At 73.2% G+C, this 26,136-nt stretch carries 28 protein-coding genes, 1 pseudogene and 1 riboswitch; of the genes and pseudogenes, 20 read left to right on the top strand and 9 right to left on the bottom strand.

The features are described 5' to 3' along the window. Positions 1-123: 123 nt before the first annotated feature. Together BZZ08_RS17990 and BZZ08_RS39950 are read right to left on the bottom strand one after the other, a co-directional pair. The gene (locus BZZ08_RS17990) at positions 124-642 is read right to left on the bottom strand and encodes a GNAT family N-acetyltransferase (RefSeq protein WP_104633260.1); all 519 of its coding nucleotides are present in this window, start codon (positions 640-642) and stop codon (positions 124-126) included. Positions 643-924: 282 nt separating this feature from the next. Next, positions 925-1,156, bottom strand: a pseudogene (locus BZZ08_RS39950) (hypothetical protein); the annotation flags it as partial. Positions 1,157-1,495: 339 nt separating this feature from the next. On the opposite strand from BZZ08_RS39950, the gene abc-f reads away from it, so the two are divergent. Both abc-f and BZZ08_RS17975 read left to right on the top strand, forming a co-directional pair. After that, positions 1,496-3,130 carry a ribosomal protection-like ABC-F family protein gene (gene abc-f, locus BZZ08_RS17980; protein WP_104633259.1) on the top strand — a complete coding sequence of 545 codons (1,635 nt, stop codon included), beginning with the start codon at positions 1,496-1,498 and terminating at the stop codon, positions 3,128-3,130. A gap of 78 nt (positions 3,131-3,208) precedes the next feature. After that, the gene (locus BZZ08_RS17975) at positions 3,209-3,664 is read left to right on the top strand and encodes an NAD(P)H-dependent oxidoreductase (protein ID WP_104633258.1); all 456 of its coding nucleotides are present in this window, start codon (positions 3,209-3,211) and stop codon (positions 3,662-3,664) included. A 44-nt stretch (positions 3,665-3,708) separates the two neighbouring features. On the opposite strand, the gene BZZ08_RS17970 is transcribed toward BZZ08_RS17975, so the two are convergent. The 5 genes from BZZ08_RS17970 to BZZ08_RS17950 all read right to left on the bottom strand — a co-directional run bounded on the left by BZZ08_RS17970 (position 3,709) and on the right by BZZ08_RS17950 (position 8,426). After that, positions 3,709-4,482: an ABC transporter ATP-binding protein gene (locus BZZ08_RS17970; RefSeq protein ID WP_104633257.1), complete on the bottom strand. Its 774-nt coding sequence runs from the start codon at positions 4,480-4,482 to the stop codon at positions 3,709-3,711. Beyond that, complete coding sequence (locus tag BZZ08_RS17965) at positions 4,479-5,504, bottom strand: FecCD family ABC transporter permease (RefSeq protein ID WP_104633289.1); 1,026 nt, start codon at positions 5,502-5,504, stop codon at positions 4,479-4,481. Before BZZ08_RS17965 ends, BZZ08_RS17970 begins: the two co-directional genes overlap by 4 nt. A 32-nt stretch (positions 5,505-5,536) precedes the next feature. Further along, complete coding sequence (locus BZZ08_RS17960; protein WP_241965501.1) at positions 5,537-6,613, bottom strand: ABC transporter substrate-binding protein; 1,077 nt, start codon at positions 6,611-6,613, stop codon at positions 5,537-5,539. 64 nt (positions 6,614-6,677) lie between these two features. Then, a riboswitch (cobalamin riboswitch) is annotated at positions 6,678-6,863 on the bottom strand. A gap of 195 nt (positions 6,864-7,058) precedes the next feature. Then, complete coding sequence (locus tag BZZ08_RS17955) at positions 7,059-7,991, bottom strand: M56 family metallopeptidase (RefSeq protein WP_104633256.1); 933 nt, start codon at positions 7,989-7,991, stop codon at positions 7,059-7,061. A 6-nt stretch (positions 7,992-7,997) separates the two neighbouring features. Continuing rightward, the gene (locus BZZ08_RS17950) at positions 7,998-8,426 is read right to left on the bottom strand and encodes a BlaI/MecI/CopY family transcriptional regulator (RefSeq protein ID WP_104633255.1); all 429 of its coding nucleotides are present in this window, start codon (positions 8,424-8,426) and stop codon (positions 7,998-8,000) included. 94 nt (positions 8,427-8,520) lie between these two features. On the opposite strand from BZZ08_RS17950, the gene BZZ08_RS17945 reads away from it, so the two are divergent. After that, positions 8,521-9,096, top strand: coding sequence for a TerD family protein (locus BZZ08_RS17945; RefSeq protein ID WP_104633254.1), 576 nt, complete (start codon positions 8,521-8,523; stop codon positions 9,094-9,096). A 91-nt stretch (positions 9,097-9,187) separates the two neighbouring features. Here the strand turns inward: BZZ08_RS17945 and BZZ08_RS17940 are convergent, their stop codons facing one another. Continuing rightward, positions 9,188-9,880, bottom strand: a complete 693-nt coding sequence (locus BZZ08_RS17940) for a lytic polysaccharide monooxygenase auxiliary activity family 9 protein (RefSeq protein WP_104633253.1) — start codon at positions 9,878-9,880, stop codon at positions 9,188-9,190. Positions 9,881-10,108: 228 nt separating this feature from the next. Next, entirely contained in the window at positions 10,109-12,208 is a 2,100-nt protein-coding gene (locus tag BZZ08_RS17935) for a DUF1996 domain-containing protein (protein ID WP_104633252.1), read from the bottom strand. A gap of 470 nt (positions 12,209-12,678) precedes the next feature. Here BZZ08_RS17935 and BZZ08_RS17930 point away from each other — a divergent pair, with 470 nt between their 5' ends. The 17 genes from BZZ08_RS17930 to BZZ08_RS17850 all read left to right on the top strand — a co-directional run bounded on the left by BZZ08_RS17930 (position 12,679) and on the right by BZZ08_RS17850 (position 26,048). After that, positions 12,679-13,332, top strand: coding sequence for a class I SAM-dependent methyltransferase (locus BZZ08_RS17930; RefSeq protein ID WP_104633251.1), 654 nt, complete (start codon positions 12,679-12,681; stop codon positions 13,330-13,332). Between the two features lie 42 nt (positions 13,333-13,374). Further along, on the top strand, positions 13,375-13,692 hold the full coding sequence (locus tag BZZ08_RS17925; protein ID WP_104633250.1) for a gas vesicle protein GvpO: 318 nt from the start codon (positions 13,375-13,377) through the stop codon (positions 13,690-13,692). 36 nt (positions 13,693-13,728) lie between these two features. Beyond that, the gene (locus BZZ08_RS17920) at positions 13,729-14,241 is read left to right on the top strand and encodes a gas vesicle structural protein GvpA (protein WP_104633249.1); all 513 of its coding nucleotides are present in this window, start codon (positions 13,729-13,731) and stop codon (positions 14,239-14,241) included. Next, a complete protein-coding gene (locus BZZ08_RS17915) occupies positions 14,238-15,026 on the top strand; it encodes a GvpL/GvpF family gas vesicle protein (RefSeq protein ID WP_104633248.1) in 789 nt (262 codons plus the stop codon). The genes BZZ08_RS17920 and BZZ08_RS17915 overlap by 4 nt, the downstream gene beginning before the upstream one ends. Positions 15,027-15,030: 4 nt before the next feature. After that, on the top strand, positions 15,031-15,309 hold the full coding sequence (locus BZZ08_RS17910; RefSeq protein WP_104633247.1) for a gas vesicle protein GvpG: 279 nt from the start codon (positions 15,031-15,033) through the stop codon (positions 15,307-15,309). After that, positions 15,306-15,902: a hypothetical protein gene (locus BZZ08_RS17905; RefSeq protein ID WP_104633246.1), complete on the top strand. Its 597-nt coding sequence runs from the start codon at positions 15,306-15,308 to the stop codon at positions 15,900-15,902. Before BZZ08_RS17910 ends, BZZ08_RS17905 begins: the two co-directional genes overlap by 4 nt. Continuing rightward, the gene (locus BZZ08_RS17900; RefSeq protein WP_104633245.1) at positions 15,899-16,819 is read left to right on the top strand and encodes an SRPBCC family protein; all 921 of its coding nucleotides are present in this window, start codon (positions 15,899-15,901) and stop codon (positions 16,817-16,819) included. The genes BZZ08_RS17905 and BZZ08_RS17900 overlap by 4 nt, the downstream gene beginning before the upstream one ends. Before the next feature lie 21 nt (positions 16,820-16,840). Then, positions 16,841-17,188 carry a gas vesicle protein gene (locus BZZ08_RS17895; protein ID WP_104633244.1) on the top strand — a complete coding sequence of 116 codons (348 nt, stop codon included), beginning with the start codon at positions 16,841-16,843 and terminating at the stop codon, positions 17,186-17,188. Beyond that, on the top strand, positions 17,185-18,033 hold the full coding sequence (locus tag BZZ08_RS17890) for a GvpL/GvpF family gas vesicle protein (RefSeq protein ID WP_104633243.1): 849 nt from the start codon (positions 17,185-17,187) through the stop codon (positions 18,031-18,033). Before BZZ08_RS17895 ends, BZZ08_RS17890 begins: the two co-directional genes overlap by 4 nt. Then, complete coding sequence (locus BZZ08_RS17885; RefSeq protein ID WP_016325204.1) at positions 18,030-18,278, top strand: gas vesicle protein; 249 nt, start codon at positions 18,030-18,032, stop codon at positions 18,276-18,278. Before BZZ08_RS17890 ends, BZZ08_RS17885 begins: the two co-directional genes overlap by 4 nt. Next, a complete protein-coding gene (locus BZZ08_RS17880) occupies positions 18,275-18,577 on the top strand; it encodes a gas vesicle protein K (protein WP_104633242.1) in 303 nt (100 codons plus the stop codon). Before BZZ08_RS17885 ends, BZZ08_RS17880 begins: the two co-directional genes overlap by 4 nt. A 114-nt stretch (positions 18,578-18,691) precedes the next feature. Continuing rightward, complete coding sequence (locus BZZ08_RS17875; RefSeq protein WP_104633241.1) at positions 18,692-19,795, top strand: substrate-binding domain-containing protein; 1,104 nt, start codon at positions 18,692-18,694, stop codon at positions 19,793-19,795. A gap of 125 nt (positions 19,796-19,920) precedes the next feature. Continuing rightward, positions 19,921-21,252, top strand: a complete 1,332-nt coding sequence (locus tag BZZ08_RS17870; protein ID WP_104633240.1) for an ABC transporter substrate-binding protein — start codon at positions 19,921-19,923, stop codon at positions 21,250-21,252. 26 nt (positions 21,253-21,278) lie between these two features. Further along, positions 21,279-22,265, top strand: a complete 987-nt coding sequence (locus BZZ08_RS17865) for a carbohydrate ABC transporter permease (protein WP_104633239.1) — start codon at positions 21,279-21,281, stop codon at positions 22,263-22,265. Beyond that, on the top strand, positions 22,262-23,125 hold the full coding sequence (locus tag BZZ08_RS17860) for a carbohydrate ABC transporter permease (RefSeq protein WP_104633238.1): 864 nt from the start codon (positions 22,262-22,264) through the stop codon (positions 23,123-23,125). The genes BZZ08_RS17865 and BZZ08_RS17860 overlap by 4 nt, the downstream gene beginning before the upstream one ends. Further along, entirely contained in the window at positions 23,122-24,153 is a 1,032-nt protein-coding gene (locus tag BZZ08_RS17855; RefSeq protein ID WP_104633237.1) for a hydroxyacid dehydrogenase, read from the top strand. The genes BZZ08_RS17860 and BZZ08_RS17855 overlap by 4 nt, the downstream gene beginning before the upstream one ends. Continuing rightward, the gene (locus BZZ08_RS17850) at positions 24,150-26,048 is read left to right on the top strand and encodes a DUF2264 domain-containing protein (protein WP_104633236.1); all 1,899 of its coding nucleotides are present in this window, start codon (positions 24,150-24,152) and stop codon (positions 26,046-26,048) included. Before BZZ08_RS17855 ends, BZZ08_RS17850 begins: the two co-directional genes overlap by 4 nt. Positions 26,049-26,136: the final 88 nt, after the last annotated feature.

The raw sequence follows: 26,136 nt of genomic DNA, 5'->3' as shown, positions 1-26,136 counted from the left end.
GCGCATTACCTAATGCGCATTAACAAGCAATGTGAAGGACCGCGGGCGTCGGGTCAAGGGGTTGGGCCGAGGAAATGCCGGGTGGCGGCGGAAGAGCCTCCCGCCGCCACACGGAGTGTCGGGTCAGATGCCGAACGGTGCCGCGTAGCGGACGGTGCCGGCGGGCAGCGGGTGGGCGGCGTCCAGGGTGAGGGCCATCAGTGCCTCGTCCGGGACGTCGATGGTCAGTCCGATGCCGTGGGCGGAAGCGCGGGCGAAGCCGAAGCGGGGGTAGTACTCCGGGTGCCCGAGGACGACGACATGGTGCTCGCCGAGGCGCTCGGCGGCGGCGAGCGCGGCCCGGACGGCGGCCGTACCGGCACCGGTGTTCTGGTACGCGGGCCGGACGGCGACGGGTGCCAGGCACAGCGCGGGGCTGTCCCCGATGTGGCAGCGGGTCAGCAGGGCGTGGCCGACCGGGCGGTCGGCGTCGTCCACCGCGACGAGGGACAGGCCCTCGATCCACGCCCCGGGGTCGGCGCGCAGCGCGTCGACGAGGGCGGCTTCCTCAGGGGTGGGGAAGGCGGTGCGGACGATGTCCCGGATGGCGGGGACGTCGGCGCCGGTCTCGGCGCGGGTGGTCCAGGAACGAGAAGAAGACATGACGGGACTGGAGTCCTTTTCAGGTGTGCGTTCGTGGGATGCGGGGTCAGGCCGCCGCTCGGGGCGCGAGGGAGATCCGGGCACCGCGAAGGACGGCGTCGTGCACGGTCATCAACCTCACCTTCCGGTCCTCCCGGTCCTCCCGCTCCCATGGAGCCCGATCGAACGCGAACGGTGGCCACTGTACCCGTGGCAGGGTGTGCGTCGGGCGAGGTCGCCAAGGCTTCCCAGGGCTTCGACCAATCCGCGGGCCGCGCGGCCCCGATCTCGAGCAGCTGATCGGAGCAGGGCGGCCTTGTGGTCCCGGGCCGCGGCCGCCTCCAGCGACCGCACCCGGTCCACGGCCCGCCGGTTTCGGCCAGGGTCAGGACCCAGTTCGGGCGACCCCGAGCACGGATCCCGCCACCGCGTCGTACACGGCGGCGAAGGAATCCTGATCACCCAGGGCCACCTCACACCTCCGACCCGATCGCGCTGCTGAGCATGCCGGCCTGAGGGGGGTGAGGGACGGCATGCCGCTCGGGGCGGACGGTGCCCTCCGAGCTGTTCGTCCGGGCCCTCGCGACGGCCGGACCACCGGTTCCGCGGCGGCGCCGCCCGCCTCGTCCGACGCGGCACCGGACCGGTGCGGCAACAGCCCGGCTGTTAGGCTGGTGCGGACGTTGATCGTGCAGTGAGGAGTCGTGGACATGGTGGGTGACGACGACATCTCCGGGTGAGATCCGGTCCCGGTAGGCCGCAGCGGGCGTTTTTCGAGCGCCGACGCAGTGGCCCCTTCGTCGTTCCCTTTTCCCTGTCTTCCTTCCCGGGCAGAGGTCTGTTCCCTGCCCCTCAGCTCCACGAGGTCGTCTCCATGTCCGACGCCGTCCTGCGCTGCTCCCACCTGTCCTTCTCCTGGCCCGACGACACCCCGGTCTTCGAGGACCTGTCGTTCACCGTGGGCGCGGGCCGCACGGGTCTCGTGGCCCCCAACGGGGCCGGCAAGTCCACCCTGCTCAAACTGATCGCCGGGGAGCTGCGGCCCACCGCGGGCTCCGTGACGGTCTCCGGAGTCCTCGGCCATCTGCCGCAGACCCTCCCCCTGACGGGGAACCTGACCGTCGCCGAGGTCCTCGGTGTCGACGCCGTGATTCGGGCCATCGACGCCGTCGAGTCCGGGGACGTGGCCGAGGAGCACTTCACGGCCATCGGCGACGACTGGGACATCGAGGAACGCACCCGCGCCCAGCTCGACCGCCTGGGCCTGGGCGACCTCGCCCTGGACCGGCGGCTCCGCACGCTCAGCGGCGGTCAGGTCGTCTCCCTCGGACTCGCCGCCCAGTTGCTGAAGCGGCCCGACGTACTGCTGCTCGACGAGCCCACCAACAACCTCGACGCGGCCGCCCGGAGCAGACTCCACGACGTGCTCACGGACTACAACGGCTGTCTGCTGCTGGTCAGCCACGACCGGGAGCTGCTCGACCGCATGGAGCGCATCGCCGAACTCGACCGCGGCGAACTGCGCCTCTACGGCGGCAACTTCACCGCGTACGAGGAGGCCGTCCGCGCCGAGCAGGAGGTCGCCGAGAAGAACGTCCGCAACGCCGAACAGGAGTTGAAGCGGGAGAAGCGGGAATTGCAGCAGGCCCGCGAGCGCGCCGACCGCCGCGCGAGCAACGCCGCCCGCAACCTCAAGAACGCCGGGCTCCCCCGCATCTTCGCGGGCACCATGAAGCGCGGGGCCCAGGAGTCCGCGGGCCGGGCGGGCCAGACCCACGCCAGCCGGGTCGGTGAGGCGAGGGCACGGCTGGACGAGGCGGAGCGCTCACTGCGCGAGGAACAGCGCATCACGCTGGACCTGCCGGAGACCGACGTCCCCGCGGGACGCACCCTCTTCCTCGGTCAGGGGCTGCGGATCCGGCTCGGTGAGCGGGAGGTGTTCGCCGCAGCGGGCGTCGACCTGACGGTCCGGGGGCCCGAGCGGATCGCGCTGACCGGGTCCAACGGCGCGGGCAAGAGTACGCTGCTGCGGCTGTTCAACGGCGACCTGGAGCCGGAGGGCGGCGACCTCAGGCGCGCCGACGGGCGCGTCGCGTACCTCTCCCAGCGGCTCGACCTGCTGGACGAGGAGCGCACCGTCGCCGAGAACTTCGCCGCCTACGCCCCTCACCGTCCGGAGGCCGAGCGGATGAACCTCCTCGCGCGCTTCCTCTTCCGGGGTGCCCGCGCCCATCTGCCCGTCGGCCTGCTCTCCGGCGGCGAGCGGCTGCGGGCCACGCTGGCCTGCGTCCTGTGCGCGGAACCGGCCCCGCACCTGCTGCTCCTGGACGAGCCGACGAACAACCTCGACCTGGTCGGCGTGGGCCAGCTGGAAAGCGCCCTGAACTCCTACCGGGGTGCGTTCGTGGTCGTCAGTCACGACCGGCGGTTCCTGCGTGAGATCGGCGTCGACCGCTGGCTGCGGCTGGCGGACGGCGAGCTGACGGAGACGGCGGCGACCGAGGAGTAGGGCGCGGGCCGGGGGCGGACCCCCGGGTGCCGTGGGGTCCGTTTGCGGTTGGCGGGTGCCGCGCGGCAGGCTGCCGGTGTGGCCACTTTGCTGATCGTGCATCACACGCCGTCGCCGAACTGCCAGGCGATGCTGGAGTCCGTCGTGTCCGGGGCGACCGCGCCCGAGATCGAAGGGGTACGGGTGGTCCGGCGGGCGGCCCTGGCGGCCACGGCCGTCGACGTGCTGGAGGCGGACGGCTTCCTGCTGGGCACCCCGGCCAACCTGGGCTACATGTCGGGTGCGCTCAAGCACTTCTTCGACCAGGTCTACTACCCCTGCCTGGACGAGACGCGGGGCCGCCCCTTCGGCTACTACGTGCACGGGGGCAGTGACACCACGGGCGCGGTGCGCGGCATCGAGTCGGTCACGACCGGCCTCGGCTGGCAGCACGCGGCGCCCGCGGTGAACGTGGCCGGTGAGCCCGGCAGGGCCGACCTGCGGGCCTGCTGGGAACTGGGGGCCACGCTCGCCGCCGGTCTGATGGACGACTGAGCCGGCCGGCTGAGCCCGCTCCGGGTGACCGCTCGCACGGGCTCCTAGCGCGGCAGTGTGCCCAGGAAGCGCACGTGCGGGCGGCCTGCCGGACCGGCGCGGGTGATCTCGGCGTCGACCCGGTAGACCTTCGCGACCAGGTCCGTCGTCAGGACCTCCGTCGGTTCGCCGCAGGCCACGACCCGTCCCTCCGAGAGGACGACGAGGTGGTCGCAGTACATCGCGGCGAGGTTGAGGTCGTGCAGCGCGACCACGCTGGTGACCGGCAGGGCGGCGACGAGGGCCAGCACGTCCAGCTGGTGCTGGATGTCGAGGTGGTTGGTCGGTTCGTCGAGCAGGAGTTCACGCGGCTCCTGGGCGAGGGCGCGGGCGATCTGCACGCGCTGGCGTTCGCCACCGGAGAGGGTGTGCCAGAGGCGGTCGGCCTGACCCGTCAGTTCGGTGCGGTCCAGGGCGTCCGTGACCGCCTCCTCGTCGGCCGCCGACGCCGGTGACCAGGCGCGGCGGTGCGGGATGCGGCCGAGCCGGACGACGTCCCGGACCGTCAGTTCCACCTGCGTGTCCGTCTGCTGCTCCACCACGGCCACGCGCCGGGCGACGTCCCGGCGGCCCACCCGGTCCAGGGGGCGTCCGTCGAGGGTGACGCGGCCGGAGGTCGGGGAGAGTACGCCGGCGAGCAGCCGCAGCAGGGTGGACTTGCCGGAGCCGTTGGGGCCGAGCAGGCCCGTCATGGCGCCGTCGCGCGGGCTCAGGTCGACGCCGTCCAGGATCAGCCGGCCACCGGCGGTGCGGGAGACCCGCTCGGCGTTCAGGGTCACCGTGTCCTCCGCGTGCGGTACAGCACGAGCACGAAGGCCGGTACGCCGATCAGCGAGGTCACCACTCCCACCGGGACCTCCTGGGGTGCGAGGACGGTACGGGCCAGGGTGTCGACCCACACCAGGAACACGGCACCGGCGAGCGCGCAGACCGGCAGCAGCCGGGCGTGTCCGGGACCGGTGAGCGCCCGTACCGCGTGCGGCAGCACCAGCCCGACGAAGCCGATCGCGCCGGCCGAGGCGACCAGGGCGGCGGTGAGCAGGGCGGTGGCGCACAGCAGCACCAACCGGGTGCGGGCCACGTGGACGCCGAGCGCGGCCGCCGCGTCCTGGCCGAAGGCGAAGGCGTCCAGCGTCCTGGCGTGACCGAGGCAGACGGCCAGGACCAGCAGCAGGACGGCCGTGCCGGTCCACACGTCGCTCCAGCCCGCGCCGCCGAGCGAGCCGAGCAGCCAGAACAGCACGCCGCGGGTGGTCTCGGCGTCGGCGGCGGTCATGACCACGAAGGAGGTGAGCGCCGAGAACAGCTGCATCGCCGCCACGCCCGCGAGCACCACCCGGTCCGTGGTGCCGCCGAGGCTGTGGCTGAGCAGCATCACCAGCGCGAAGGAGCAGACCGCGCCGATGAACGCCCCGCCGGGGACGGACAGCGCGCCGCCGCCCACGCCGAGCACGACGACCAGGACGGCGCCGGTCGAGGCGCCGGAGGAGACGCCGAGGACGAAGGGGTCGGCGAGCGGGTTGCGCAGCAGGGACTGGAGGACGGCCCCGCACACGGCGAGTCCCGCTCCGCACACCGCGGCCAGGAGGGTGCGGGGCAGCCGCAGGTCCCAGACGATGCCGGCGCGGATCGGGGACACGTCCCCGGCGTCGGTGCCGGCGCCGAGGTGGGCGGCGATCACGGACCACACGTCGGCGACACCGATGTCCGCCGGTCCGATGGTGACGGCGACGGCCACGGAGACGCACAGGGCGACGGTCCCGGCCGCCGCCCACACGAGGGCGCTACGCGGCGCGCGTATGCCGGAGACGGGCGCCGTCCGGCTCGCGGACGTCACTTGGCGAGCCCGAACTCGCGCAGGGCCGCCGCCACCTGTTCCACGCCCTCGACGGTACGGATGGTGGGGTTCATGGCCTGCCCGCTGAGCAGCACGTAGCGTTTCTCGCGGACGGCGGTCATGTTCCTGGTCACGGGGTTGGACTCCAGGAACTCGATCTTCTTCGCGGCCGTCTCGGCCGTCTGCGACTTGCGGGTGAGGTCGCCGAGGACCAGGACGTCGGGGTCCCGGTCGGCGACGGTCTCCCAGCCGACCTGCGGCCACTCCGCGTGGGTGTCGTCCATGGCGTTCTCGGCGCCGACCGCGCGGGTGATGACGCCGGGGGCGCCGCAGCAGCCCGCCAGGTAGGGGGAGGTGGAGTTGGCGAACCAGTACATGAGGGTGACGCCGGAGGCGTCGATGCCGGAGGTCGCCTTGTCGACCCTGGACTCGAGTTCGGCGACGAGTTCCTCGCCGCGCTGCTCGACGTCGAAGAGGCGGGCCAGGTCCCGGACTTCGCCGTAGACGGTGTCCATGGTGAGGGGCTCGTTCCGGACCCCGTCGCCGTCGCCGCTGTTGTCCTTGCCGGCGCAGTCGGACGGCGACAGGTAGGCGGGTACGCCGAGTTCCGTGAACCGTTCGCGGGTGGCCACGCCGCCGGTGCCGAGGGTGGAGGCGAAGGAGGCGGCGACGAAGTCGGGTTCGGCGTCCAGGACCGTCTCGAAGGACGGCATGTCGTCGGCGAGCCGGGGGACGCCGGCGTTCGCCTTCTCCAGTCCCTTCATGACCGGGTCGGTCCAGGTGGCGGTGCCCGCCAGGCGGTCGGCGAGCCCGAGCGAGAGCAGGATCTCGGTGGTGCCCTGGTTGAGGGAGACGGCCCGGCGCGGCGGCGCGTCGACCCGGACGTCGCGCCCGCAGTCACGGACGGTGCGCGGGTAACCGGCCGCGTCGGCCCGGGCGGCCGGGTCGTCGGTGCCCGCGCCGGACCCGCAGCCGGACACCAGCAGGGCGCCGGACAGGAGCAGGACGGGACCGCGCAGGGCACGGCGGGAAAGGAGGAGTCGCCGGGGGCCGGCGGGGCGTGCTGCGGGCAAGGAAGGATCCTCTGGCGTCGAGGGCTCATGCGCGAAGCCCGTCCGTACGATGCGGCCCGCGCCGCACGCGGCACGGGTGCCAGCAGGTCTTCGGACTCGGGATCGACCGGACGGGACGCCTTCCCGGACGGCGTACGCCGCCCAGTGGCCCGTGTCCCGCCCGTCCCCCTCACCGCTGCGCGTCAGTTCCGGATTCGCACCGGATTCCCTGACCCACCAGGTGGGTTCGACTGGCTTGCGCAAGCTACCACAGGGGCATCGCCCCGCCGGGGGACGGGCCACTGCCTGCCCCGCTCCCCCGGCCCCCGGCCCCCGGACCGCCACGGGGATCCGGAGCGGCCCCCGTTGCGGATTGGCCCCTCACCCGATCGAGTGAGGAAGTTTCGGCGGCACCTCAGTGACCTGCGGGTTTCCTCGCATGCGTGCGTCGAGGAGTGCCAACCGGTCAGAACGGCGTCGCGGCCCGCAGGATGAGGAACATCGTGACGGCGGCGTTCGCGGACGACATCGCCGAGACGGCGGTCCCGGCGGCCGCCGCCCACGCCGCCAGGCCGACCGACGTGAACACCGGGGGCCAGGTGCGGACGGCGGGAGCGGGCCCCAGCAGGGCCGCCACCCGGCGGGGCACCGGGCCGGGCGCCGCGAGGCCGGCGAGGGTGGCGACGGGGGTGCCGCGGGAGACGAGGGCCGCCTTGCCGATCGCGGTCGCCACCGCGCGGCGGTCACCGACCGCCCGTGCGGCCGCCTCGTCCGCCCACCGCTCCGCCGTGTAGGACACGGCCGTCCGCAGGGGGCGCAGGAACGGGTTGGCCAGCGCGGCGAGCCGGACGGTGAGCAGGAAGCGGTGGTGCCGGGCGGCGAGGTGGGCACGCTCATGGGCGAACAGGGCGCGCCGCTCGCCCGGTTCGAGGCAGTCCAGCAGGGCCGTACTCACCACCACGCGGTCCCGGCGTCCACCCGGCAGCGCGTACGCGTAGGGCACGTCGTCAGGCAGTACGGCCACCCCGGTGCCCGGCAGCCCGGCCAGTGCGCGGTGGGCGCGGCGGCGCACCCTGCCGTGCCGCCACAGGGCCCGCGCCGAGGCCGCCACCACCGCGCAGAGCGCGGGGATGGCCGCCTTGCCGACGACCTCGTCGTAGGGCACCGCCGCCCGTACCTCGGGGTCGGACCAGCCGTCGGGGAGTGGATTGCCGGGCAGCTGGGCAGTGCCGACCACCATCACCAGGGCCAGGCACACGGTGCTGCACAGGGCCATCACGGCCGCGACGGCGGTGAGCAGCCTGGTCGCGGTCCGCGGGTGCAGGTGCTGCTCGGCGAGCCTGGCGATCGGCCACGCCGTCAGCGGCAGGACCAGGGGCAGGAAGACGAAGACCCCCATGCGGTGTCAGCCGTCCTCCGCGGCGCGCGCGTGCCCGAGCAGTTCGCGCAGCAGTCGCTCGTCGTCGGGGTCGAGGCCGGTGACGAAGCTGGCCAGTACCGCTTCCCGGTCGCTCTCGGCGTCCAGCACCTTGCGCATCTTCCGCGCGGCCAGACCCGCCTGGTCCGAGGCGGGCGTCCAGGCGAAGGACCGGCCCGCGCGCTCACGGCTGACGGCGCCCTTCTCGAGCAGCCGGGTCAGGATCGTGATCACCGTGGTGTAGGCGAGGTCGCCGCCGAGGCGTTCCTGCACCCAGCCGGCCGTCGCGGGTCCGTCCGCCTCGCACAGCGCGGACAGCACCAGCGCTTCCAGCTCACCCTGGCCCCGCCGCCGCGGACGCCGGTCATCCGTCACGGCCCGCCTCCTTCCGCCGCCGATCGTGTTCCGGAGCGACATCGTATAGAAGGCTTACTTCTACAGTGTTGTAGATTGTCAGCAGGCACAATGAACGCGGAACGCGGAAGCAGTGAACACGACGAAGGAGAACGCAGTGGGAGTTTCCCTGGCCAAGGGCGGCAACGTCTCGCTCAGCAAGGAGGCGCCCGGCCTGACCGCCGTGCTGGTCGGTCTGGGCTGGGACGTGCGCACCACGACCGGCACCGACTACGACCTCGACGCCTCCGCGCTGCTCCTCGACGCGTCGGGCAAGGTGCTCTCGGACGGGCACTTCGTCTTCTACAACAACCTCACCAGCCCGGACGGCTCGGTCGAGCACACCGGTGACAACCTCACCGGCGAGGGCGAGGGCGACGACGAGGCGGTCAAGGTGAACCTCGCCTCGGTCCCGGCCGAGGTGGACCGGATCGTCTTCCCGGTGTCCATCCACGACGCGGAGAACCGCGGCCAGAGCTTCGGCCAGGTCCGCAACGCCTTCATCCGGGTGGTCAACCAGGCGAACAACCAGGAACTCGCCCGCTACGACCTCTCCGAGGACGCCTCGACCGAGACCGCGATGGTCTTCGGCGAGCTGTACCGGCACGGCGCCGAATGGAAGTTCCGGGCGGTCGGACAGGGCTACGCCTCGGGCCTCGCGGGCATCGCCGCGGACTTCGGCGTCAACGTCTGATCGGGCACCCCGGCCGACGGTACGACCGGTCTCCCCGCCGGGCGCGGCGCGCCCGGCGGGGATGCGGGTGGGGGGGTGGGAGTGGGGCGGGTCAGCCGAAGTCGACGTCGCTGCACAGGAAGTACGTCTGGTCCATGTGCGAGGCCTGCCAGATCGTGTAGACGACGTGGCGGCCGCTCAGCCCCGAGGTGCTCACCGGGATCTCGTAGTTCTGGCTGGGCCCGTAGCTGCCCGTGCGCGCGACCTGCTGGAGGTCTTCCCAGGTCAGAGCCTGCGTGGCGGGGTCGAAGCCCTGCTTGGTGACATAGACCAGGAAGTAGTCGGCGCCGTGGCTGGCCTGGTCGTGGAGCCTGACGGTGAAGTCGTCGGTGACGTCCGTGGTCTGCCACGGGCCCACGGCGTCGAGGGAGTTGTAGCGTCCGCCCTCGGTGCGGCCGCCGCTGCAGAGCTGGCCGTCGGGGACGACCGCCTCGAAGTCGCCGGCCGAGCCGTTGCGGTACAGGCCGTTCCAGTTCCACATGGCGTTGGGGTTGTCCTGCCACGCCTGCCAGCACATGGGGTCCTCGTCGGCCATGGCCGGGTTCTGGAAGTCGTCGCCCCAGCGTTCCCAGCAGCCGTAGTTGCGGGAGGCGGGGTCGACGACCGAGCCGTGGGCGACGGCGGTGCCGCTCCAGGGGATCAGGGTGAGCAGGACCGCGGTCAGGGTGCTGAGGGTTAGGGTCGCGGCCCGCCGGGCGCCTCTGATCGGTGTCACTATGGAATTGTTGTGATCATGACAAGTCATGACGTCCTTCTCTCGCGTGGGGGGACAGGGGGAGCACGCGGCATCGCGAGCGCGAGTGGGAGCGCTCCCAAGGGCGGCTCGAAATCCAGGCTGCGCCTGGGTAAAGGAATTGGCAACATCCGAAATGAGCCACTTCCCGCCCTGTGGTGGCGTGGTGGATGCCTTCGACGCGACGGGTGGGCGGGGCACGTCCCCCGCCCACCCGTCGTCATGCCGGTGGCGCGTTCGTCACAGCGCACGCCGCCTGGAACGGATCAGCAGCACACACCCACCGGCGAACAGCACGCCGCCGACCGCCGCGGGCCACAGTCCGAGCCCGGAACCGGTTTCGGCGAGTCCGCCCTGCGCCTGCGGTCGGGGCGCCGACCCGGCGCCGCCGGCGTTGCCACCCTTGCCGGTGTTGCCGGTATTCCCCGACGCCTCGGTCGCGGCCCCGGCGCTGCTCACGTCGTCCGGGGTGTCGGCGGCCGGCGTCGTCGCGGCCCTGGGCTCGGCGCTCGCGGAGGCGTCGGCGTCCTGGTCCTCGGCCGGGGCCGCGGGCTTGTCCCCGCCGGCCCGTCCCTCGTTCTGTCCCTCGTTCCGTCCCTCGTTCTGCTCCTCGTTCTGGCCGGGGGCCTTCCCGTGGTCCTTCCCGCCGCCCTGGCCGTTCTGCTGGTCTTGGCCGCCCTGGCCGGGGTCCGCGGGTGCCGAGGCCGTGGCGGTCTGCTCGGCCGGGGGCTCGGTGGTCTGGCCGCCGTCGTCGCCGCCGCCGGGCTGCTCCTCGCCCTCGCCCGGCTCTGACCCCGGGGGCGTGTCCGGACCGCACTCGCGGCCGGAGTTGATGCACTCGACCATCTCGCGCATCAGATCCTCGTCGAAGACGTTGATGAAGTCGCTGTGGTCGGTGACCGGCTTGTGCAGCTGCTCGGGGAAGGAGTCCACGGCGAACAGTGGGACGCTCCTGCCCCCGTCCTCCAGGCTGGGCGCGGCCACGTCGTAGACGACCCGCTGCACCAGTCGCGGAACGGCCCGGAATCCCTCCGGGCAGCTGCCGTCGGCGGCGGCGAAGGCCATGTGGGTACGGTGGTTGGCGCTGTCGATGTTGCGGCCGTCCCAGCAGCTCTGGAAGGTGAAGGTGCGCACCACGTCACTGCCCGAGGGACAGAGCGGGTACTTGTCCTTCAGCTGCCGGTCCTCGAAACCGGTGCAGCTCCAGGAGGCGTTCGCGTTGGTGTTGCCGTTGACGAACGCCTTGGCGTCGCCGGTGATGATGCGCAGCAGCCGCGGCATCTCCGTGACGCTGCCCCGCTCGTTGCCCTCGAACGTAAGAGTGACCTCGGCCGGCGTGACGATCTCGCCCGCGTTGCCCTCGATGCCGCCGCCGGGTGACTGGGCGTCCTGTTCGGCGGTGCCGTTCTGGAGCCGCAGCACGGGCCAGTAGTACGAGGACTTGTCGCCCTGGTCGGCGCAGCTGGTGTCGCCGGCGGCCAGGTCGTCGTCGCTGGCGAGGGCGTCGTTGGCCTGGTTGCCGACGTAGTCGTGGAAGTGGTGGGCGCCGTTGCTGACGCCGGGGGCGGCGATCAGGTTGTCCGAGTTGAACAGGCCCTCGGCGTTGACGCCGCAGCTGGTGGCGAAGGAACCGGTCGAGGCCTGCTTCTGCCGGGGCGCCCGCACGACGTCGGGCTGGACGGACTCGATGTCGACGTAGTCCGCCGCCACGGGGCCGTTGCCCGCCTGTCCGCCGTTGCCGGGCTGCTGCTGCCCGTCACCGGGCTCTTGGCCCTTGCCGTCCTGCTGCCCCTGCTCCTGTCCCTGACTCCCTTCCTGCTCCTGCTCCTGCCCCTGTCCCTGCTGGTCCGGGCTGCCGCTCCCCGCGTCCGCCGACGCGATCTCGGTGCGGCGCAGGGTGCACTCCGCCAGGGTGTCCAGGCCCTCGGGACGGTCTCCGGCCTTGTCGATGGCGGCGGCGATGCGCTCGATCGTCGCCGCGCGCTCCTTCCGCAGCGGGTCGAGGATCGCGCCCTCGTCGAGGGTGCCGTCGTCCGCGGTGCGGGCGGCGTCCTGGAGGCCGCGGTAGGCGGTGGCGATCTGCTCGTCGAGGTGGGCGAGTTCGGTGTCGACCTCCGGCCTGGCCTGCTCCGGAACGGCCGTGAGCCGTTCGGTCAGGTCGGGGCAGTCGACGGTGGCCGCGACTCCGGAACTGCCCAGGGGGACGGCGGCGTTGCCGGACTCCGTCGCGGAGGCGAAGACGTTCACGGCCACCAGGCCGCTGCCCCCCAGTATCAGCGCGACCGCTCCGAAGGTCGCGCGCCGCGCCCCGGTCGGGCGTCTGCGCCTGTTGTGTCCCAAGGCGTGCTCCTGTGTCGTGACGGACTCGGACGTGAAATGCCCCCGGCTCCATACGGAGTCGGGGGCCGGAGCGTTCAAGTGCCCTCGGAATTCTCAGGTTTCCCTCACGTCACGGGTGCGGGGGCGTGCCGGCGGGGGACGCCCCCGCACCCGTGACGTGGCTGGACGGGCGATGTGGCTGAACGGGCGATGTGGCGGTGGACGACTCACCGGGTCCGGGCTTCGTCGGCCGGGTCGCCGCCGTGAGCGGCCCGGGCGCGTGACCCACCGGCATCATGAAGGTTCGGATCGGGGGAACCCGGCGGTCGTCAGGGCGCGGGTGCGCCGAGGCCGGGTGGGCACGGCACGGAACGCCGGCGACCGCTGGTACGTCCGGTCGGGGCCTGTCGCCCGAAGGGCCCCTTGTGGGCGGCTCGCTCCCGGTGGAACGATGCCCGGGCACCGGCTCACCGCACCGAAGGGACCGCGCCGTGACCGACGACCGGGAGCGCCCACGGGCCGCCGCCGCGTTCGACGCGCTGGGCGTCGAGTACGAGAAGGCGTTCGCCAGGTCGAAGACGCACCGCCACTCACTGGAGTGGCTGCTGGCGCGGCTCGCGCCGGGCAGCCGGGTGCTGGACGTGGGCAGCGGCACGGGCCGGCCCACCGCCGAGACCCTCGCGGACGCCGGGCACGAGGTGCTGGGCGTCGACATCTCCCCGGTCATGGTGGAGCTGGCCGCGCGGCAGGTGCCGACCGCCACCTTCCGGTGCGCCGACATCCGGGACGTACCGCTGGCGGACGCCTCGTTCGACGCCGTCTGCGTGTACTTCTCCCTGCTCCAGCTGGACCGGCAGGAGCAGAAGGACCTCGTACGGCACCTGGCACGGTTGCTGAAGCCCGGGGGTTACCTGGTCCTGGCCACCGTGCCCCTGGACGTGGAGGACGTCGACGCCACCTTCATGGGTCAGCCGGTGCGCGTGACCAGTTTCCCCGCACAGGAACTGATCACCCTGGCCGAGGAGTCCGGCCTGGAGGTGCTGGCGCAGGAGGCGTCGATGTTCACCCCGGCCCACCCGGACGCCCGGCCGGAGCCGCACCTCTTCCTGCACTGCCGGCGCACGGGACAGCCCCGGATGGGGTAACTGCGCACGCGGGGTCCGGGCACCCGCGGTCACAGTGGGCACATGACCGAACCTGGCGAGCGACGGCGCCGCACCACTTCCACGACCACGCGCGAGCGTGGCGTGCCGGACGCCCGGGACGCCGCCCGGCGCGCCGCCGACGCCCTGTCCGAGCTGATCCGGCACCACCTCGAAGGGGTCTCCGCGGTGTGCCGGAGCAAGGACGGCGGCTGGATCGTCGACGTGGACGTGCTGGAGGTGGCACGCATCCCCGACACCACCAGTCTGCTCGCCACCTACCAGGTCGAGTTGGACCCGGCGGGCGACCTGGTCCAGTACCGCAGGACCGCCCGCTACCGGCGTGGTGCCCAGGACCAGTGAGCGGGCCGTGAGGCCCGCACCCGGAAGGACCCCCGCATGATCACCTACGACGACGAGGTCGTCTGCGCGCCCCGCGCCGGAACCCTCTACGACGTCCTCGAACTGATCCTCGACCGCGGCATGGTGATCGACGTCTTCGTGCGCGTCTCCCTGGTCGGCATCGAGATCCTCAAGGTGGACGCGCGCATCGTGGTCGCGAGCGTCGACACCTATCTCCGGTTCGCCGAGGCCTGCAACCGGCTGGACCTGGAGCACGACGTGCGGTCCAAGACCGTGCCCGAGATGTTCGGCAGCCCGGTGGCCAAGACCGTGGGCAAGGCCGGTGCCAGGCGGACGGCACGCTCCCTGACCGACAAGGTGCGCGACGTCCTCACGCCCGAGCACGAGCCCGAGCCCGACGAGGAGGAGGCGGAGGACCGTCCCCGCGCACGCGCAGAGCGCGGCAGGAGCCCGCAGCGATCCCGCAGCCGGCCCGCCGCGCGCCCCCGCGACGAGGACGACCGCCCCCGTCCCCGCCCCCGCCGGCGCACCGAGGAGGAGGACCGATGACCGCGCCCGCCACCACCGCCACCGGCACCGCCACCGCCGACGCACCGGCGCCCGCCCCGAAGGCCCTGTACGTCTACGGCATCGCCCCCGCCGGGGTCCGCTCCCCCCGCTCCCCGGGCGTCGACGGTGCCCCGGTACGGCTGCTGAGCCAGTCCGGACTGTGCGCCGCGGTGTCCGACGCTCCCCCGCGGCTGCGTCCCCGGCGCCGGGACCTGCTGGCCCACCAGGCCGTCCTGGACGAACTGGCGGCCCAAGGTCCGGTGCTGCCCATGCGGTTCGCGGTCCTCAGCCCGCGGCCCGACACCCTGCTCTCCCAACTGCGTTCGGACACCGCTCACTTGACGGCACAGCTCGACGGCGTACGGGGGTGCGTGGAGTTCAACGTCAAGGGGACGGTGGTGCCCGGCCACTTCGCCGATCTGGTACGCCGGGACGACAAGCTGCGCGGCCTGGCCCTGCGGACCCGGCGCCGGCCCGACTACGAGGCCAACGTCCGGCTGGGCGAGGCGATCGCCCTCGGTGTACGCCGCGAGGCGCGGCGCGCGGCCCGGGAGGTCGTCGACCGGCTGGCCCCGCTCGCCGTGCGCACGGTCCAGGGCACGACCGACGACGAGCAGGTGCTCAGCGCGTCGTTCCTGCTGCGCTCGGCCGACGAGGAGCGGTTCAGGGAGGCGGTGGCGGCACGGGCCCGGGCCTGCGGGGACCGGCTGGCCCTGAGCGTGACCGGACCGCTGCCCTGCTACAGCTTCGTCGACCCGTGCCCCACGACACCGGCCGGCCGGTGACCGCGTGGGCATCGTGAGCGGTCTCCTCCTGCTGCCCCTCGCGCCGGTGCGCGGCACGGCGTGGATCGCCGACCACCTGCTCCAGGAGGCCCGGCGCCAGGCCCACGACCCGCGCGCCGTACAGGCGCGGCTCGCCGCACTCAACCGGGCCCTGGACGAGGGCGCCGTCGACGAGGCGGCCTTCGAACGCGAGGAGGAACGGCTGCTCACCCTCCTCGAACGCCCGGCCCGGACCACCAGCCCCACGACCACCACGAATCCAGCGCGGAGACGACACCTATGAACGACAGCAGGACGGCCATGGCGGCTGCCGTGGCGGGCGGATACCTCCTGGGACGCACCAAGAAGGCCAAGCTCGCCTTCGCGGTCGGCTCCTACCTGGTGGGCCGACGCGTCGGTCTCTCCCCCGGCCAGGTGCTCGGCCAGGGGCTGGGCAGCCTACGGCAGGCCCCGCAGTTCCAGGAGTTGAGCGACCAGGTCCGGGGCGAGCTGCTGACCGCCGGACGCGCGGCCGTCACCGCCGCGGCGAACCGCCGGCTCACCGGCCTCGCGGACAGCCTCCGCGACCGTACCGACGCGCTCACCCGCCAGGACGGCGGGGAGCGAGGGGACGACGGCCGCGACGACTACGACGACGACTCCTGGGACGAGAACGCTCCGGACGAGGAGGCTCCGGACGAGGACGCCTACTTCGACGACGAGGACCGGGCGGAAGACCGGCGGCCCGCGCCGGCACCGCCCCGCAAGTCGGCCGAGAGGGCGGCGAAAAGGCCGCCGGCCAAGAAGGCTCCGGCCAAGAAGTCGGCCGCCAAGAAGGCCGCACCGGCGAAGCGGGCCGCGGGTCCGGGCGGCAGGCGCGGAGGTGGGCGCGCATGACCCCCGACCGGCAGGGCGACGGCGGACCGTCCCCCCTCGGCGACCTCAAGGACGCCCTGGGCGGCTACCTCTCCGCCGCGGGACACGGGCTCGTCGGCAGGGCCGGGGAACGGATCGGTTCCCTCACGGACCGCCTGACCGAGTCCACCGACGGCGGCGGTTCCCCAGAGGGCGGTGGCGATGCGAAAACCGGTGGCGATGCGAAGAGCGGCGGCGGTTCGAAGAGCGGCGGCGGCAGCGTCAAGGCGACGCACATCATGGAGACCGTCGACATCGGCGTCCCCCTGCGCACCGTCTACGACCAGTGGACGCAGCTACAGGACTTCAGCGGCTTCACCAAGGGCGTCCAGAGCGTCAGCCCGCACGACGAGGTGACCTCGGACTGGACCGCCAAGATCGCCTGGTCGACCCGCAGCTGGAAGGCGACCGTCCAGGAGCAGATCCCGGACCAGCGCATCGCCTGGACCTCCGAGGGCGCCAAGGGCAGTACCAACGGGGTGGTCACCTTCCACGAGCTGGCACCCCGGCTCACCCGGGTCGTCGTGGTCGTCGAGTACTACCCGGCGGGCTTCTTCGAGAAGACCGGGAACCTCTGGCGCGCCCAGGGGCGCCGGCTGCGGCTGGACCTGAAGCACTTCGCGCGGCACGTGTCCCTGACGGACGGCGAGGAGGTCGAGGGCTGGCGCGGCGAGATCCGCGACGGCGAGGTCGTCAGGAGCCACGAGGAAGCGCTGGAAGAGGAGGAGCACGCCGACGACTCCGACGACTCCGACGACGCGGAGGACGCCGAGGACGAGTACGAGGACCGGTACGAGGACGACGAGGAAGGTGAGTACGACGAGGAGGAGCCGTATGCGGACGAGGAGGACGACGCCGAGGACGACGAGGACGACGAACGTGGTCGCCCGCGTCGCTGACGCCGCCGCGGGGAGCAGGCGGTGACCGACCTCGACCACCGGTACCCGGGCGCGGGGACAGAGCCCTACGGGCCCCCTTCCGGCAGCCTCGCCGACCTCCTCGAACGCGTCCTCGACAAGGGCATCGTCATCGCCGGCGACATCAAGATCGACCTCCTCGACATCGAACTGCTGACGATCCGGCTGCGGTTGTTCATCGCCTCCGTGGACACTGCCAAGAAGGCGGGCATCGACTGGTGGGAGACCGATCCCGCCCTGTCGTCCCGGGCCGCGCGGGACGCGCTCGCCGAGGAGAACGCGCGGCTGCGGGAGCGCCTCGACGCCCTGGAGGGGGCCGCCGAGGGCGAGACGACGGGAGCCGTGCGATGAGCGCGTCCGCCGTCTCACCGGCGGCGACCGGCCTCGTGTGCGCCTTCGCCGTCACCCGCACCCCGCCCGACCCGGACGGTCTGGCGGCGGCCAGGGGGCACGAGGAAGGCGGTCCGCTGCGCGTGCTGCGCGCGGGCGGCCTGTGCCTGGTCGTGCAGGACGTGCCCGCGGCCCTGTTCGGCGAGGAGGCCCTGACCGAGCGCCTCAACCGGCCCGAGGACCTGGAGCGCTGCGCCCGCGCCCATCACCGGGGCGTCGAGGCCGCGGCCGGGCGGGGCCCCGTCGTACCGCTGCCGATGGCGACGCTGTACCGGGGCGACCTCACCGCGGCGCGGGCGGTGGCCGCCCGGCAGCCGGTGCTGGACACGCTGCTGGACCGGCTGCGGGACCGTACGGAGTGGGCGGTGAAGGTGCACGCCGCCGAGGCCGTGCCCGAGGCCGCCGGAGACGGCGGCACCGGTGCCCCCACCGGCTCCGGCGGCGGTGGGCGGGCCTACCTCAGCCGGGTCAGCGCACGGCGGCGCGAGGAGCGGGGGACGCGCGGGAAGGTGCTGGCCGAGGCGGAGGCCGTCGACGCGGCACTGCGGCGCCACGCGGTGGCCGCGACCCGGCACCGCCCGCAGAGCGAGCGGCTGACGGGCCGCCGGACCCCGCAACTGCTCAACGCGGCCTACCTGGTGGAGGACGCGCGGCGCGGCGACTTCACCGCGGCCCTGGCCCGGTTCACCGCCGGCGGGCCGGACCCGGCGGTGCGGGTGGAGGCCTCGGGCCCGTGGATCCCGTACTCCTTCGCCCGCTGGGACGAGGACCCGCAGGCCGGACCGGACCAGGAGGCCCGTTCATGACCGTCCCGGACGCCCGTACGCCGGGCCCGGCTCCCGTGCCCTGGGGCGGCCCGGAGCCGTACGCACCGGTCGGGGTGCCCCTGGTCGACCTGCTGGACCGGGTGCTGGCGACCGGTGTCGTGGTCAGCGGCGATCTGGTCCTGGCCGTCGCGGACGTGCCGCTGGTGCGGATCTCCCTGCACGCGCTGCTGTCGTCGGTGAACGAGCGGGTGCCCGCTCCCTGGCCGGACAGCGGGCCGCTGTGACCGCGCCCCGGGACCGCGTCGCCCACGCCCTCGACCTGGATCCCGAACGGGTCACCAACGACCTCGCCGCGCTGGTCCTCACCGTGGTGGAGCTGCTGCGCCAGCTCATGGAACGGCAGGCCGTGCGCCGCTTCGACGAGGGGACGCTGAGCGCGGAGCAGGAGGACCGGCTCGGCACGGCGCTCATGCTGCTCGACGAGCGCATGGACGACCTGTGCGCGCAGCACGGTCTGCGCCGCTGCGACCTGAACCTCGACCTGGGCCCGCTGGGACCGCTGCTGGCGGACCCGGAGCCGTAGGACGCTCCTGGCGTGAGGCGCCCGGTCGTGGGGAAAGGCCCGGACGCCCGGCGCGAGCGATCGTTATGATGACGCGGAATCGCTCAAACGAACATTCTCGGGTGGGGAGACCTGATGCGGGAGCCGGTCGATCTCAGGCGCCAGCGGATACTCGCGGCGGTCCAGGCGCGCGGTACCGCGCGGGTGCGCGACCTCGCCGCCGAGTTGCAGGTCTCGGTGGTCACCGTGCGGCGCGACGTCGAGGAGCTGACGCGCGAGGGCAGGCTGAGCCGCGGGCACGGGGTCGTGCGGTCGACGCTGCCGGCCCGGGAGACCGTCGCCGAAGCGGTCCCGGCGGCCGGGGACCGGGTGGCCGTGGTGGTTCCCGTGCGGCACTCGTACCTGACCGAGACCCTGCACGGGGCCCGCACGGTCCTGGAGCGGGCGGGGGTGCGCATGGCCCTGCACCTCGCGCCGCAGGCGTCCGGCGCCGAACGCCCGCTGGTGGAACGGGCGCTGGCGGACGGCGCGGACGGGCTGCTGATCGCCCCGCGCTGGCGCGGCCGGGCCGACGAGGAGGCCGACCACGAGTGGCTGGCCGGGGTCGGGGTGCCCACGGTGCTGATGGAGCGCCGCCCGTGGCGCGGCAGCGCGCTGCACGCCCTGGACTCGGTGTGCTCGGACCACTGGTACGGCGCGCACCTGGCGGTGGAGCACCTGGTGGGACTGGGGCACCGGCGGATCGTGTTCGCCACCCGGCACGACAGCCCCACCGCCCGCTCGCTGCGTGCCGCGTTCACCCGGATCGCCGGGGCGCACCCCTTGGTGGAGCAGTGGGCGTGGGCGCTGGTGGCGCGGGAGGCCGGGGCCGACGGGCCGTACTCCGCGGACGAGACCGCCGAGCTGCCCGCGCTGATGCGCAAGCTGGGCGCGTCCGCGATGGTGCTGCACGGCGACGTGGACGCGCTGATGGTCGTCCAGCGGCTCACGGAGGAGGGGGTACGGGTGCCGCAGGACTGCTCGGTGGTCGCGTACGACGATGTGGTGGCCGGTCTCGCCTCGCCTCCGCTGACGGCCGTGTCGCCGCCGAAGGCCGAGGTCGGGCACGCGGCGGCGGAGCTGCTGCTCCAGCGGCTGGCCGAGGCGCCCGGCAGCCGGCCGGGCCGCCGGGTCGAGTTGCTGCCGCGGTTGATGGTGCGCGGTTCGACGGACCGGCCGGCCGAACCGCTCGCCGAATGAGCGTTTGAGCGTTTTATTTTCTTCTGATCGATCTATTGACCGTTTGAGTCGGGGCGTTCAGGATTCCGGTGTCTCGAAGAGTCGTGTCCGCACCCGCGCGGACCCGCAGGAGCCGCGGAGGCGCCATGCCCGGACGACCCAGCCGTCGCTCCGTGCTCGCCGCGATGACCGCCCTACCCCTGGCAGGAGCCGCGAGCGCCTGCAGCGGGGGGAGCGGCGCATCGTCGGCCCGCACGGGCACCACCACGCGCATCACCTTCTGGTCCGCCCTGCGCGGCAGCCAGGAGGTGGTCGACGCGTTCAACCGCACGCACCGCACCGTCCAGGTGGAGTTCCAGCAGATCCCCTCCGGGGGACAGGGCGGTTACGCCAAGCTCAGCAACGCCGCCCGGGCCGGGAACGCGCCCGATGTCGCCACCCTCGAATACCCGCAGGTCCCGGGGTTCGCCATCGACGGCGTCGCCCGCGACATCACCGACCTGATGAGCGACGGGCTGCGCCGCAAGCTGCTGCCGCAGGCGCTCGGCCTGACCACCTTCGAACGCCGGGTGTTCGCCGTGCCGCTGGACGTCGAGCCCATGGTGATGCACTACCGCGCCGACCTGTTCGACCGCTACGGGCTGGAAGCCGCCCGTACCTGGGACGAGTTCGCCGAGCAGGCCGCGACGGTGCGCCGCAAGGCGCCCGACCGCCGGCTGGTGCTCTTCCCCACCGACGGGATGACCCAGTTCGCCTGCTACGCCTGGCAGGCGGGTGCCCAGTGGTTCGACACCTCGAAGGGCGCCTGGAACGTCTCGCTCGCCGACGCGCCCTCCCGGCGGGTCGCGGAGTACTGGCAGGGGCTGATCGACCGGGACGACGTCTTCATGAACGCCGTCGAGAGCAGGCAGTCCGACGCGCAGATCGGCAACGGGCTGGTCCTGACCCGGCTCAGCGGCGCCTGGGACGCCGGTGCGCAGATGAACGCGCGGCCGGGACAGAAGGGCCAGTGGCGGATCGCGCCGCTGCCGCAGTGGGACGCCGGCAGCCCGTCGGCCGGCACGCACGGCGGCTCCACCTTCGCGATCACCGAGGACAGCAGGCACCCGGAGGCCGCGATGGAGTTCATCGAGTGGCAGGTCTCCCACCCCGACGCCCTGCGCGCCCGGCTCTCCAGCGGCACCAGCAGCCAGTACCCGGCCGCACCCGGCCTGGTCGCGGTGGGCCGCGAGGCCTTCGACCGCTCGTACTACGGCGGTCAGGACATCTACCGCCTGTTCGAGCAGGAGGCCGAGAAGATCGGCGACCAGTGGCTGTGGGGTCCTCGGATGAGCGCCACCCAGAAGGTCATGCAGGACTCCTTCGCCCGCGTCAGCGGCGGCCAGGGCAGACTCGTCGAGTCGCTGCGCACCGCCCAGGAGGGCACCATGCCCGACCTCAAGGCCCTGGGCCTGTCCACCACCCAGCACAGCACCTGAGCCGACGAAAGGCAGGTGACACCCCCATGACCACGACGACCCCCGCACGGGTGGCGACCGGTGCCTCCCGCGCCACCGCCCCGGACGGCCCCGCCTCCGGCCTGCGTGCCCGCAGAGCGGCCAGGCGCCGTCAACTGACCGCCGCCGGCGTCCTCATGACGCCGTTCTTCGCCCTGCTGGTCACCGTCTTCCTGATCCCCGTCGGCACCGCCGTCTACCTCAGCTTCTTCAGCGACGACCAGCCGGGCCTCGGCTTCGGCCCCGAGCGCACGGTCTTCGTCGGACTGCGCTCCTACGCGGCCGTGCTCACCGACCCCACCTTCCTCGGCGGCCTCGGCACGGTCGCCCTGTACTGCCTGATCTACATCCCGCTGATGGTCGTCGGCGCGCTCGCGCTCGCCCTGCTGCTCGACTCCGGCGTGGTGCGGCTGCGCGGCTTCGCCCAGCTCGGTCTGTTCCTGCCGCACGCGGTGCCCGGCATCATCGCGGCGCTGATCTGGCTGTACCTGTACACGCCCGGCATCAGCCCGGTGATCGAGCTGTTCGCCAAGGGCGACATCACGATCGACTTCCTGGGCGTGCACACGGTGATCCCGTCCATCGTGAACATCGCCCTGTGGAGCAACCTCGGCTACAACATGGTGGTCTTCTACGCCGCCCTCCAGGCCGTGCCGCGCGAGGTGATCGAGGCGTCCGTCGTCGACGGCGCCGGACCGGTGCGCACGGCGCTCCAGGTCAAGACGCCGCTGGTGCGGGCCTCCATCGTGATGGTCTCGATCTTCACCCTGATCTGGGCGCTCCAGCTGTTCACCGAGCCGATGCTGCTCAGCCAGTCCTCCCCGATGATCAACTCGCGGTTCTCGCCCAGCATGTACATCTACGACGCGGCCTTCACCCGCAACAACTACAGCCTCGCGGCGGCCGCCTCGGTGGTCCTGCTGGTGTGCACCATCGCCCTGTCGTACGGCGTGACCCGCTTCACCAGCCGCGCCGACTCCGAGGAGGCCCGATGAGCGCCACCGACAGCTCCCTGCTCCGCCCGAAGCTGCTGGGCCGCGCCACCGTCAACGTGGTCGTCGCCGTCTCCGTCCTCTACACGCTGCTGCCGGTGCTGTGGCTGGTGCTCGCCTCGGCCAAGAACCGCGACGCGCTGTTCAGCAGCGATCTGCTGTCCCTGAGCGACTTCTCCTTCCTGCAGAACCTCAAGGACGTCTTCGCCATGGACGGCGGGCTGTACGGCCGCTGGTACGTCAACAGCCTGCTGTACGCGGTGATCGGCGCCGCCGTGGGCGCGCTGGTGAGCGTGGCCTGCGGCTACGCCTTCGACAAGTACCGCTTCCGGCACAAGGAGAAGCTGTTCGGCCTGGTCCTCGCGGCGGTCATGGTGCCGCAGACGGTGCTCGCGCTGCCGCTGTACCTGATGGCCTCCGAGGCCGGCCTGGTCAACACCTTCTGGTCGGTGTTCATCCCGGTGCTGTTCAATCCGTTCGGCGTCTACCTCGGCCGGATCTTCGCGCGGGGCTACGTGCCCGACGAGGTCCTGGAGGCGGCGCGCGTGGACGGGGCCGGTGAGCTGACCATGTACGCCCGGGTGGCGCTCAGGATGCTGGGACCCGGTCTGATCACCGTCTTCCTCTTCCAGCTGACCGCGATCTGGAACAACTTCTTCCTGCCCATGGTGATGCTGTCCGACCAGGACCTGTATCCCGTCAGTCTCGGCCTGTACCAGTGGAACAGCTCGGCGTCGGTGTCGCCCGAGTACTACCCCGTGGTCATCATGGGCTCGCTGCTCGCCGTACTGCCGCTCATCCTCGCCTTCGTGCTGCTCCAGCGTTTCTGGCGCAGCGGCCTGACCGCCGGAGCCGTCAAGTGACCGTGCACGCCCCGGGCCCCGGCTTCCGGCCCCGTGCCGCCGTGGCCATGTCCCCGGACGCCGCCTCGGCCGTCCTCGACCCCCAGTCCCTCGCCGCGTTCCGCCGGGTGTGCGACCTCGCGCCGTTCCCGGTGCTCGACGACCTGACCACGGCACGGGCGAGATCCGTACTGGCGGACGTGGAGCTGCTGATCACCGGCTGGGGCTGTCCGCCGCTGGACGCGGACGTGCTGCGGGCGGCGCCCCGGCTGCGGGCCGTGGTGCACACGGCGGGCAGTGTCCGCGGGCACGTCACCGACGCGTGCTGGGAGCGGGGCGTCGAGGTCTCCTCGGCCGCCGCGGCCAACGCGCTGCCGGTGGCCGAGTACACCCTCGGCATGATCCTGCTGACCGGCAAGCGGGTGCTGGAGCGGGCCCGCGACTTCCGGGTGTCCCGGACGCGCGGCAACTGGCTGCGCACCCCGCGCGGCGTCGGCAACTACCGCCGCACGGTGGGGATCCTGTCGGCGTCACTGATCGGCCGCCGGGTCGTCGAACTGCTGCGGCCGCACGACGTGGAGGTCCTCCTGCACGACCCGTACGTCACCGACGCGGAGGCCGCCGGGCTGGGCGTCGAGAACGTGGGGCTGCCGGAGCTGTTCGCGCGCTGCGACACCGTCAGCGTGCACACCCCGCTGCTGCCCACGACCCGTGGTCTGGTGAGCCGTCCGCTGATCGACGCGATGCCCGCCGACGCGGTGCTGATCAACACCTCCCGCGGGGCGGTCGTCGACCAGGAGGCGCTCACCGACGCCGTGCTGGCGGGCCGGATCAGGGCCGTCCTCGACGTCACCGACCCCGAGGTGCTGCCGCCGGACCACCCGCTGTGGGACTGCGAGCACGCCCTGATCACCCCGCACCTCGCCGGTTCCGAGGGCAACGAGTGGCGCCGTCTCGCCGACCTCGCCCTCGCCGAGACGACCCGCTGGGCGTCCGGTTCCGGTTTTCTCCATCCCGTACGACGCGAAAGGCTGGCGTTCCTGGCATGAGCATCCCGTTCGAACTGCCCACCGAGGACCGTGCGTCCAGCCCGTACACCGGTTACACCCGGGCCCACTGGGAGGCCGTCGCGGACGGGCTGCTGTGGGCCGCGTGGCGCTGGAGCACCCCGGGCCGCGCCCTGCTCGACCTGCCGGGACGGCCCTCGCGCTCGGGGGTGCGCTCCGACGGTCTGGAGGGCTTCGCGCGGACCTTCCTCGCGGCGGGCTTCCGCGTCGCGGGCGCGGACGGCGCGGACCCGCACGGCTGGCTGGACCGCTACGCCGAGGGCCTCGCCTCCGGCACCCGGGCCCCCGGCCGCGACGACACCGAGTCCTGGCCGCTGATCCTCGACCACGACGTGCAGGGCCAGCCCATGGTCGAGTCGGCGTCGGTGGCGCTGGGGCTGCGGCTGACCGCGCCGTGGCTGTGGAAGCACCTGGACTCCGGGGTGCAGGACCGGGTGGAGGAATGGCTGCGCGGGGCGCTGCGGCACGTGCCGGCGCCGAACAACTGGTACCTGTTCCCCTATACGGTCGCCGGGTTCCTGGAGTCGGTCGGCCGCGGTGACGCCGAGACGGCCGCGGCCCGGCACCGGGCGCTGGAGCTGATGGAGGGCTGGTACCGGGGCGGGGGCTGGTACGCCGACGGCGACGGCCGCGCCTTCGACCACTACAACGGCTGGGCGCTGCACCTCTACCCGGTGCTCGACGCCCACCTCGGCGGCGACACCGACGCCCTCGCCCTGTACGGGGACCGGCTGCGCGCCCACCTCGACGGCTTCGCCCTGATGTTCGGCGCCGACGGGGCGCCGCTGCACTTCGGCCGCTCGCTCACCTACCGTTTCGCCGCGTCGGCGGCCGTGGGCCTGGGCGCGCTGACCGGGCACACCCCGCTGGCGCCGGGTGCGTCGCGGCGGCTGGTCAGCGGCAGTCTGCGGTACTTCGTGGAGCGCGGGGCGCTGACGGACGAGGGGGTGCTGAGCCTCGGCTGGTACGGCCCGCACGAGGCGACCCTGCAGCCGTACTCGGGCCCGGCCTCCCCGTACTGGGCGTCGAAGGCGTTCGTGTCGCTGCTCGCCCCGGCGGACCACCCGCTGTGGACGGCGCCGGAGGAGCCCGCGCCGGTGGAGGAGGCGGACCGGGTCCTGGCGCTGCCGGCGCCGGGGCTGCTGGTGCAGGCGACCCGCGGCGACGGGATCGTACGGCTGCACAACCACGGCAGCGACCACGTCCGGCCGCACGAGGGCGAGTCGGCCGCCGAGGACGACCCGCACTACGGCCGGCAGGCCTATTCGACCCGGACGGGTCCCACGGCGCGGGAGAACGTGGCGGACAACCACCTGTCGGTCGAGGTGGACGGCCACTCCAGTGTGCGCCGCCGCGTCCATCCGCTGGGAGCGGGGCACGGCGACGGCTGGGGCTGGGCGGCGTCCTGGCACCGCCCCGTCTTCGCGGCCGGGCCGCCGATGGTGCCGGGGCTGCGGGTGGAGAGCGTGACGGTGGCCCGGGGGCCGTACGAGCTGCGGGTGCACCGGGTGGTCGGGGCGCCGCCCGGGGCGCGGGTGACCCACACCGGCTGGGCCACCGGTCCCGAGGAGCCCCTGGCCTCCGCGCTGCACGGCCTGTACGGCTGGGAGCCCGAGGCGGAGACCGTGCGCGCCCCGCAGGGCACCGCGTATGTGCCGTGGGCGGAACTGCCCCGGCTGTCCGGCCCGGCGGGCGGCACCTCCGTGCACGTCAGCCTGGCCGCGCTGACCGGTGAACCGGTGAGCGTCCCGGCTGCCGGGGCCGTCGCGGAGGTGGTGCCGGCGGGCGAGGACGGCGTGGAGGTGGTCTGGTCGGCCGACGGCGCCCGCACCCGGGTCTCGTTCGAGCCGGTGGGAGTGACGCACACGGAGGCGTAGGCGCGTACGGCGCTTCGAGGGCTCCGACCCGTGTCCGCGGTCGGAGCCCTCCCGCGTGCGCCCTCCCGCGTGTGCCCTCCCGCCTGCG

This window comes from Streptomyces sp. MH60, assembly GCF_002939385.1.
Classification (GTDB): domain Bacteria; phylum Actinomycetota; class Actinomycetes; order Streptomycetales; family Streptomycetaceae; genus Streptomyces.
Note: the sequence above shows the minus strand (reverse complement) of the source record. Positions and strands in the feature narration are given on the sequence as shown.

Excerpts from the sequence above, each read along its gene's own strand:
- BZZ08_RS17990 (WP_104633260.1), bottom strand. The coding sequence starts at position 642 with ATGTCTTCTTCTCGTTCCTGGACCACCCGCGCCGAGACCGGCGCCGAC.
- abc-f (WP_104633259.1), top strand. The coding sequence starts at position 1,496 with ATGTCCGACGCCGTCCTGCGCTGCTCCCACCTGTCCTTCTCCTGGCCC.
- BZZ08_RS17955 (WP_104633256.1), bottom strand. The coding sequence starts at position 7,991 with ATGGGGGTCTTCGTCTTCCTGCCCCTGGTCCTGCCGCTGACGGCGTGG.
- BZZ08_RS17950 (WP_104633255.1), bottom strand. The coding sequence starts at position 8,426 with ATGTCGCTCCGGAACACGATCGGCGGCGGAAGGAGGCGGGCCGTGACG.
- BZZ08_RS17940 (WP_104633253.1), bottom strand. The coding sequence starts at position 9,880 with ATGACTTGTCATGATCACAACAATTCCATAGTGACACCGATCAGAGGC.
- BZZ08_RS17925 (WP_104633250.1), top strand. The coding sequence starts at position 13,375 with ATGACCGAACCTGGCGAGCGACGGCGCCGCACCACTTCCACGACCACG.
- BZZ08_RS17920 (WP_104633249.1), top strand. The coding sequence starts at position 13,729 with ATGATCACCTACGACGACGAGGTCGTCTGCGCGCCCCGCGCCGGAACC.
- BZZ08_RS17915 (WP_104633248.1), top strand. The coding sequence starts at position 14,238 with ATGACCGCGCCCGCCACCACCGCCACCGGCACCGCCACCGCCGACGCA.
- BZZ08_RS17905 (WP_104633246.1), top strand. The coding sequence starts at position 15,306 with ATGAACGACAGCAGGACGGCCATGGCGGCTGCCGTGGCGGGCGGATAC.
- BZZ08_RS17900 (WP_104633245.1), top strand. The coding sequence starts at position 15,899 with ATGACCCCCGACCGGCAGGGCGACGGCGGACCGTCCCCCCTCGGCGAC.
- BZZ08_RS17890 (WP_104633243.1), top strand. The coding sequence starts at position 17,185 with ATGAGCGCGTCCGCCGTCTCACCGGCGGCGACCGGCCTCGTGTGCGCC.
- BZZ08_RS17885 (WP_016325204.1), top strand. The coding sequence starts at position 18,030 with ATGACCGTCCCGGACGCCCGTACGCCGGGCCCGGCTCCCGTGCCCTGG.
- BZZ08_RS17875 (WP_104633241.1), top strand. The coding sequence starts at position 18,692 with ATGCGGGAGCCGGTCGATCTCAGGCGCCAGCGGATACTCGCGGCGGTC.
- BZZ08_RS17870 (WP_104633240.1), top strand. The coding sequence starts at position 19,921 with ATGCCCGGACGACCCAGCCGTCGCTCCGTGCTCGCCGCGATGACCGCC.
- BZZ08_RS17865 (WP_104633239.1), top strand. The coding sequence starts at position 21,279 with ATGACCACGACGACCCCCGCACGGGTGGCGACCGGTGCCTCCCGCGCC.
- BZZ08_RS17860 (WP_104633238.1), top strand. The coding sequence starts at position 22,262 with ATGAGCGCCACCGACAGCTCCCTGCTCCGCCCGAAGCTGCTGGGCCGC.
- BZZ08_RS17850 (WP_104633236.1), top strand. The coding sequence starts at position 24,150 with ATGAGCATCCCGTTCGAACTGCCCACCGAGGACCGTGCGTCCAGCCCG.